We start from the raw sequence: 7,205 nt of genomic DNA on the forward strand, positions 1-7,205 counted from the left end.
GGCCGCCGCGAAGCCCGAGGTCACCCGCGAGCTCGCGGCGCTCGCCGCGGCGGGCGGCATCCGCCCCATCGTCGAGCGCACGTTCGCGTTCGCCGACGCGCGGGCGGCGCTCGCCCACGTCGACGCCGGTCACACGCTCGGCAAGGTCGTCGTCGACGTCCCGTAGAGCTTCCAGGATCCATCGTCCGGCACGTGCGAGAATGGATGCCGGCGTGCCCGAGTCGCACCCTTCCCAGACGCTGTTGCTCAGCCCTTCGACAGGCACAGCAACCGCGGAAGGAAGGGCCGGCGGGCCCCTGGACAGCGTCCGCCGCCCCTGCCTGAGGAGCAGAATGTCCACGCAGAACACGGCGCCCGCAACCGAGGCCGCGCGCGAGACGACCCGCACGCAGCATCTCCGCCGCTACCTGATGTGCCGTCCTGAGCACTTCACGGTCAGCTACACGATCAACCCGTGGATGGTGCCGGCGAATCCGACCGACACCGATGCGGCCCTCCGTCAGTGGCAGGTGCTCCACGACACCTATCTCGCCCTCGGCCACGAGGTCGAGCTCATCGATCCCGTCGAGGGTCTGCCTGACATGGTCTACACGGCCAACGGCGGGTTCCTCATCGACGGCATCGCCTACGGGCCGAAGTTCCGCTTCCAGGAGCGCGCGGGTGAGGCGGTGCCGTTCATCGAGTGGTTCCGCGCGAACGGCTTCGATACGCGCGAGCCCGTCGAGGTCAACGAGGGCGAGGGCGACTTCCTGCTGGTCGGCGACGTGATCCTCGCGGGCACCGGCTTCCGCTCGACCGGCGACAGTCACCGCGAGATCGGCGACGTGTTCGGCCGCGAGGTCGTCTCGCTCACGCTGACCGACCCGCGGTTCTACCACCTCGACACCGCCCTCGCGGTGCTCGACCCGGTGCAGGGTGTCTCGAACGGCGGACCCGAGCGGGCGAACATCGCCTACCTCCCGTCGGCATTCGACCCGCGCAGCCAGGCGATCCTGGCGGAGCGCTTCCCCGAGGCGATCCACGTGTCCGACGAGGACGGGTCGGTCTTCGGCCTGAACTCGTCGAGCGACGGCTACAACGTGATCATCTCGCCCCGGGCGAAGGGCTTCGAGAAGCAGCTGCTCGAGCGCGGCTACAACCCGGTGCTGGTCGACCTGTCCGAGCTGCTGCTCGGCGGCGGCGGCATCAAATGCTGCACGCTCGAGCTCCGCGGAGCCTGATCATGACGAGTCCTCAGCTGGTCGACGCCAGCACCTCGGCGATCATCGCGGCCGAGGGCCAGCACGTCGCGCACAACTATCACCCGCTGCCGGTAGTCATCGCGAGGGGCGAAGGGGCGTGGGTCACCGATGTCGAGGGCAAGCGCTACCTCGACCTGCTCGCCGCCTATTCGGCGCTGAACTTCGGGCACGGGCACCCGGCGATCCTCGCGGCGGCGCAGGAGCAGCTCGCGCGACTGACGCTGACGAGCCGCGCGTACCACAACGACCAGCTCGGCCAGTTCGCCTCAGCCCTGGCCGAGCTGTGCGGCAAGGACCTCGTGCTGCCGATGAACACCGGCGCCGAAGCCGTTGAGACCGGGATAAAGGTCGCGCGCGCGTGGGGATACCGGGTCAAGGGCATCGCGCCGGACCGCGCCACCGTGATCGTCGCGGGCGGCAACTTCCACGGCCGGACGACCACGATCGTGGGCTTCAGCGACGATCCGCAGGCCCGCGACGATTTCGGCCCCTACGCACCGGGGTTCGTGACGGTGCCGTTCGGGGATGCCGCGGCTGTCGAAGCGGCCATCGACGAGAACACGGCCGCCGTCCTGCTGGAACCCATCCAGGGCGAGGCGGGCATCCTCATCCCGCCGGACGGGTACCTGCGCGCGGTCCGGGAGATCACCGAGCGTCACAACGTGCTGTTCCTGGCAGACGAGATCCAGTCCGGGTTGGGCCGGGTGGGGGAGACCTTCGCCTGCGACCGCGAAGGCGTCGTCCCGGATGTGTACCTCCTCGGGAAGGCTTTGGGAGGCGGCATCCTGCCCGTGTCGGCGGTCGTCGCCGATCGCGACGTCCTCGGGGTCCTTCGCCCCGGCGAGCACGGCTCGACGTTCGGCGGCAATCCGCTCGCTGCGGCGGTCGGCACCCGCGTCGTCGAGATGCTCTCGACCGGGGAATTCCAGCGCCGCGCGGCGGCGCTCGGCGAGCACCTCGAGGCGAAGCTTCGCGAGCTCATCGGACACGGCGTCACCGCCGTCCGCGTCGCCGGACTGTGGGCGGGCGTCGACATCGACCCGGCTCGCGGCACAGGCCGGGCTGTCGCGGAGCGGCTTCTCGGCCGGGGCGTGCTCGCGAAGGACACGCACGGGCAGACCATCCGCATGGCGCCGCCGCTGGTGGTGCGTGCGACCGAGCTGGACTGGGCCGTCGAGCAGCTCAAGCTGGTGCTCGCCGACTGAGTGCCTGCCCCGCCGCGAGCCCACACCCTCCTCGCGAGCCCATGCCTTCCGGCGCGCCGGAGCGGATGGGTTCGCGCCGAAGGGGTGGGTTCGGCGGTGCTGCCTACGCGAACACGTTCACGAAGCGCTCGTGCCAGCCGGTCGCGCCGTCGGGGTCGGTGCGGGTCCGCGTCTCCGTCTGCACTTCGCCGATCGCATTCGTCGCGCGGCAGCGGAGGACATGGTCGCCGACCGTCGCGGTCCACGGCATCGACCACTGCACCCACGTATCGGTCGAGATCGCCGTCGCCAGCGTCGCGGGTTGCCAGGCGCCGTCGTCGATCTGCACCTCCACGCCCGCGATGCCCACCTGCTGCTGCCACGCGACCCCGGCGATCACGGTGTCGCCGGCCTTCAGACCCTGCCCTTTGCGGGGCACGTCGATGCGCGACTGGAGCTTGATCGGCCCGCGCTCCGACCAGCCGCGGGTCGTCCAGTACGCGGTCGCGCGGTCGAAGCGGGTCACTTCGAGCTCGGTGACCCACTTGGTCGCCGACACGTACCCGTAGAGGCCCGGTACGACCATCCGCACCGGGAAGCCGTGTTCGGGCGGCAGCGGCTCGCCGTTCATGCCGATCGCGAGGATCGCGTTGCGGGCATCCGTCAGCACCTCGAGCGGCGTGCTCGCCGTGAATCCGTCGATGGATCTGGAGAGGACCATGTCGGCCTCGGCCGTCGGCGCAGCCCGCGCGAGAAGGTCGCGGATGGGGTAGCCGAGCCACAGCGCGTTGCCGATCAGCTCGCCGCCGACCTCGTTCGACACGCACGCCAGCGTGGTCACGCTCTCCGTGAGGGGCAGGGCGATCAGCTCGTCCCAGGTGATCGTCACCTCGGAGGCGACCAGACCGTGGATCCGCAGAGTCCAATCGGCGGGATCGACCTGTGGCACCAGCAGCGCCGTGTCGATCCGGTAGAACTCCGCGTTGGGCGTGATGACGGGCGCGAGGCCGGCGATGCCGAGCTCGGCGGTCTCGGGTACCGGGGCCGCGACCACCGCGGCCGCCGGCAGGCTCAGCGCATCCCGGACGACGCTGACCGCGTGCACCCCGGCGCGCACCATGGACGCGCCGACCGCTGCCAGCACGCCGACCGCGGCGGTGCCGAGCGTCCACGCCAGGAAGGTCCGCCGGGCCACGGGAGTGGGCTCCTCCGCGGGATCCGGCTCGGGCAGGGTGGCCCGTTCCGGCACGGCGATCGGCGCCACTCGCAGCCGCCCGGGTATGCGAGGCGTCAGCTGCGCGAGCGCCACGGCTGCCAGAACACCGGCGAGCACCGACGGCATCCAGGCCAGCGCATCGGCGTTCGGCCGCGTGGCGACGGCGAATCCGCCGAGACCGCCGATCACGACCATCGCCGCGATGCCGAAGGGAGGCCAGCGCCGCTCGACCAGTCCGATGACCGCTGCCAGCAGGACGAGCACGACGCCCATCCCGACCAGGAGCGCGATCTTGTCATTGGTGCCGAACAGCGCGATGGCGGCATCCTTCGCCCAGGTCGGCGCGAGGTCGATGAGAGCTGCGCCGATGCCTGCGAAAGGGCTCGCCTCGGGAGCGATGAGCGCGGCGGTGAGCTCGCCCAGTCCCGCCCCGAGCACCGCTGCCGCCACACCGGCAGCCGCCGCCGCGAACAGACCACCCCTTGCCCTCGCCGCCACGGCTCGAGCCTACGCTGGCGCGGAATCGGCGGGGGCGCGTTGTCGCGTCAGAACCCCGTGGAATCCCGAAACATGCGGGCAACACGCCCCGGACTAGAGTCGTCGCATGGGTGATCTCTTCGACGGCTACGGCTCCACGCTGGCGCCTCGCAAGACGGCGTCCGGCACCCCCGCGTTCGACGAGATGTTCGGCAGCCCGTCTCATCCCGGCGAGGCGGCCGAGTCCCGCGAGGCGTATCGCGAGCTGTATCAGGCGCTCGCGCAGATGACGCAGGAGGAGCTGCGAGGTCGCACCGAGTCGCTCGCGAGCTCGTACCTCGCGCAGGGGGTGACGTTCGACTTCGCCGGGGAGGAGAGACCCTTCCCCCTGGATGCCGTCCCCCGCGTGATCACATTCGACGAGTGGTCGCGGGTCGAGGCCGGTGTGAAGCAGCGCGTGCGGGCTCTCGAGGCGTTCCTCGACGACGCGTACGGGCGCCAGCACTGCGTGCGCGACGGAGTGCTTCCGGCGGGCCTGATCGCGTCCTCCCAGTATTTCTATCGCCAGGCCGCCGGCATCCGCAGCTCGAACGGCGTGCGCATCCAGGTGTCGGGCATCGACCTCATCCGCGACGAGCACGGCGAGATGCGCGTGCTCGAGGACAACGTGCGGGTGCCGTCGGGTGTCAGCTACGTCATCTCGAACCGTCGCGTCATGGCCCAGACGCTGCCCGAGCTGTTCGTCTCGATGCGCGTGCGCCCGGTCGGCGACTACCCGAACAAGCTGCTCGCCGCGCTCCGCGCCTCCGCCCCGCCCGGTGTCGAAGACCCGAACGTGGTGGTGCTGACACCCGGCGTGTACAACTCCGCCTACTTCGAGCACACTCTGCTCGCCCGGCTGATGGGCGTCGAGCTCGTCGAGGGTCGCGACCTGCTGTGCGTCGGAGGCAAGGTCTTCATGCGCACGACCCGCGGACCCAAGCGCGTCGACGTCATCTACCGCCGCGTCGATGACGACTTCCTCGATCCGCTGCAGTTCCGCGCGGACTCGATGCTCGGCGCGCCCGGCCTCATGCTCGCCGCGCGGCTCGGAAACGTCACCATCGCCAATGCGGTCGGAAACGGCGTCGCCGACGACAAGCTCGTCTACACCTACGTTCCCGACCTCATCCGCTACTACCTGGCCGAGGAGCCCATCCTCAAGAACGTCGACACCTGGCGGCTCGAAGATCCCGGTGCGCTCGAGGAAGTGCTCGACCGGCTCGACGAGCTCGTCGTCAAGCCCGTCGACGGATCGGGCGGCAAGGGTCTCGTCGTGGGTCCCGACGCCACGCGCGTCGAGCTCGACGAGCTGCGCGGGCGACTGCGGGCCGATCCGCGCGGCTGGATCGCGCAGCCGGTGGTCATGCTCTCGACCATCCCGACGCTCGTCGAGGACGGCATGCGCCCCCGGCACGCCGACCTGCGGCCGTTCGCGGTCAACGACGGCGAGGACGTCTGGGTGCTCCCCGGCGGGCTCACCCGCGTCGCGCTGCCCGAGGGCCAGCTCGTCGTCAACTCCAGCCAGGGGGGTGGCTCGAAGGACACGTGGATCGTCGGCGGCTCGGCTCCCTCGCACGTCGAGTACGGACAGGGCAGCGGATTGGCCGGCCTCGTCGCCGACCAGGCCGCGACGATCACCGCCGCGATCCCGATCATCTACGACGGCCAGCCGGAGCCGACTCACTCTCCACAGGACCGCCCCCGCACGCGCGTCGAGCAGCAGGAGCAGCAGCAACAGCAGCAGGGTCCGGGGCAGCAGCAGCAGCAGGGCGCGGGCGTTTCGTCTCGTCCCTCCGCTCCTCGCTCAACGACCGGGGAGCAGCAGCAGGGCGCGGGCGTTTCGTCTCGTCGCTCCGCTCCTCGCTCAACGACCGGGGAGCAGCAACAGCAGCAGCAGCAGGGCGGTGCGGCGTGCTGAGCCGCATCGCTGAATCCCTCTTCTGGATCGGCCGGTACATCGAGCGCAGCGACGGCACCGCGCGCATCCTCGACGTGCACCTGCAGCTGCTGCTCGAAGACCCCTGGATCGACGAGGACACCGCGTGCCGCTCGCTCCTGCTGGTCATGGGCTCCATCCCACCCGGCGCCGGCGAGACCGTCCGCCGCGAGGACGTCCTCTCGAAGCTCGCCGTCGACAGGGGCAATCCGGCATCCATCGCCTATGCGTTGACCGCCGCCCGCGAGAACGCCCGCCGCGCCCGCGAGATCGTCTCGACCGAACTGTGGGAGACGCTCAACACGACCAACTCCCGGATGCCGCGACGCCTGCAGACCGACAAGGTGCACGGATTCTTCCAGTGGGTCCGGGAGCGCTCCGCGCTCGCGGTCGGCATCGTCGACTCGTCGACGAGCCGAGACGAGGCGTGGCAGTTCTTCACGCTCGGGCGCAGCATCGAACGCGCCGACATGACGGCGCGACTCCTCGCGACCCGATCGCTGACCGAAGCATCCGGGCCCTCGTGGACGACGATCCTGCGATCGTGCGGGGCGTACGAGGCCTACCTGCGGACCTACCGCGGGATGCCGAGCGCCCGCAACGCGGCGGAGTTCCTGCTCCTGGACCGCCTGTTCCCCCGCTCGATCATCTACTCGATCCAGCGGGCCGAGGACTGCATGAGCGCGATCGACCCCCGGGCAGATCGGGTCGGCCACTCCAACACGGTGCTGCGCGCGCTGGGACAGATCCGCAACGACCTCGAGTACCGCCCGATCAGCGAGATCCTCGGCGAGCTGCCCCAGCACATGCAGGCCGTGCAGAAGGTCACCCGCGAGGCATCCGAGGCGATCAAGCAGCGCTTCTTCCCGACGCAGGCCGAACCGAGCTGGATCGGGGAGATCTCGTGAAACGACTCCGCATCGAGCACCAGACCGGGTTCTCGTACCAGGGCGACGTGTCGGCGTCGTACAACGAGGCGCGGATGCTGCCGAGCTCGACCGACAGTCAGTTCGTGCTGAGCTCGGCGCTCGAGATCGATCCGTCGACATCCGTCAATCACTACGTGGACTACTTCGGGACGCGCGTCGCCGCGTTCGACGTGCTGTCGC

Annotated in this window: 7 protein-coding genes; 6 read left to right on the forward strand and 1 reads right to left on the reverse strand. The window is 70.3% G+C overall.

The window, feature by feature from the left end:
- The 3 genes from VFX99_RS14125 to rocD all read left to right on the forward strand — a co-directional run.
- On the forward strand, nt 1-166 hold a 166-nt coding region (locus VFX99_RS14125; protein ID WP_329666935.1), incomplete at its 5' end, for a zinc-binding dehydrogenase.
- A gap of 166 nt (nt 167-332) precedes the next feature.
- Nucleotides 333-1,220, forward strand: a complete 888-nt coding sequence (gene ddaH, locus VFX99_RS14130; protein ID WP_329666929.1) for a dimethylargininase — start codon at nt 333-335, stop codon at nt 1,218-1,220.
- 2 nt (nt 1,221-1,222) lie between these two features.
- Nucleotides 1,223-2,446, forward strand: coding sequence for an ornithine--oxo-acid transaminase (gene rocD, locus VFX99_RS14135; protein ID WP_329666930.1), 1,224 nt, complete (start codon nt 1,223-1,225; stop codon nt 2,444-2,446).
- 103 nt (nt 2,447-2,549) lie between these two features.
- Here the strand turns inward: rocD and VFX99_RS14140 are convergent, their stop codons facing one another.
- Complete coding sequence (locus VFX99_RS14140) at nt 2,550-4,139, reverse strand: molybdopterin-dependent oxidoreductase (RefSeq protein WP_329666931.1); 1,590 nt, start codon at nt 4,137-4,139, stop codon at nt 2,550-2,552.
- Between the two features lie 106 nt (nt 4,140-4,245).
- On the opposite strand from VFX99_RS14140, the gene VFX99_RS14145 reads away from it, so the two are divergent.
- The 3 genes from VFX99_RS14145 to VFX99_RS14155 all read left to right on the forward strand — a co-directional run.
- Entirely contained in the window at nt 4,246-6,078 is a 1,833-nt protein-coding gene (locus VFX99_RS14145; RefSeq protein ID WP_329666932.1) for a circularly permuted type 2 ATP-grasp protein, read from the forward strand.
- A complete protein-coding gene (locus tag VFX99_RS14150; RefSeq protein ID WP_329666933.1) occupies nt 6,072-7,004 on the forward strand; it encodes an alpha-E domain-containing protein in 933 nt (310 codons plus the stop codon). The genes VFX99_RS14145 and VFX99_RS14150 overlap by 7 nt, the downstream gene beginning before the upstream one ends.
- On the forward strand, nt 7,001-7,205 hold a 205-nt coding region (locus tag VFX99_RS14155), incomplete at its 3' end, for a transglutaminase N-terminal domain-containing protein (RefSeq protein ID WP_329666934.1). The genes VFX99_RS14150 and VFX99_RS14155, both read left to right, overlap by 4 nt.

This window comes from Microbacterium sp., from assembly GCF_036277215.1.
Taxonomy (GTDB): domain Bacteria; phylum Actinomycetota; class Actinomycetes; order Actinomycetales; family Microbacteriaceae; genus Microbacterium.